This window comes from Paraburkholderia sp. SIMBA_053 (assembly GCF_046534895.1).
Lineage (GTDB): Bacteria > Pseudomonadota > Gammaproteobacteria > Burkholderiales > Burkholderiaceae > Paraburkholderia > Paraburkholderia caledonica.
Map to the genome: position 1 here is coordinate 1 of NZ_JAWRXU010001275.1, position 250 is coordinate 250.

Annotated in this window: 1 pseudogene; it reads left to right on the forward strand. The window is 60.4% G+C overall.

The features are described 5' to 3' along the window. Positions 1 to 92: 92 nt before the first annotated feature. A pseudogene (locus SB753_RS39735) lies at positions 93 to 250 on the forward strand (glutathione-dependent formaldehyde dehydrogenase); the annotation flags it as partial.

The following is a 250-nucleotide window of genomic DNA, read 5'->3' on the forward strand; positions in this document are numbered from 1 at the left end:
GTATCAGTCAGTTGCGTCATAGCGATTCCTTGAAAAAGCACCGGCAGCTAGCCGCCGCCAATGGCGTGGACCACTTCGATCTGGTCGCCTGCGGCCAGGCGGAGTTCGTGCGCGTGCCCTTCGCGGACAAAACGCACGTCAAGATTCCGGACGGCCTCACCGACGAGCAGGTGCTTTTTCTCGGCGACATCTTTCCGACCGGCTGGCAAGCGGCAGTGCAATGCGATATTGAACCGACGGACACGGTTGC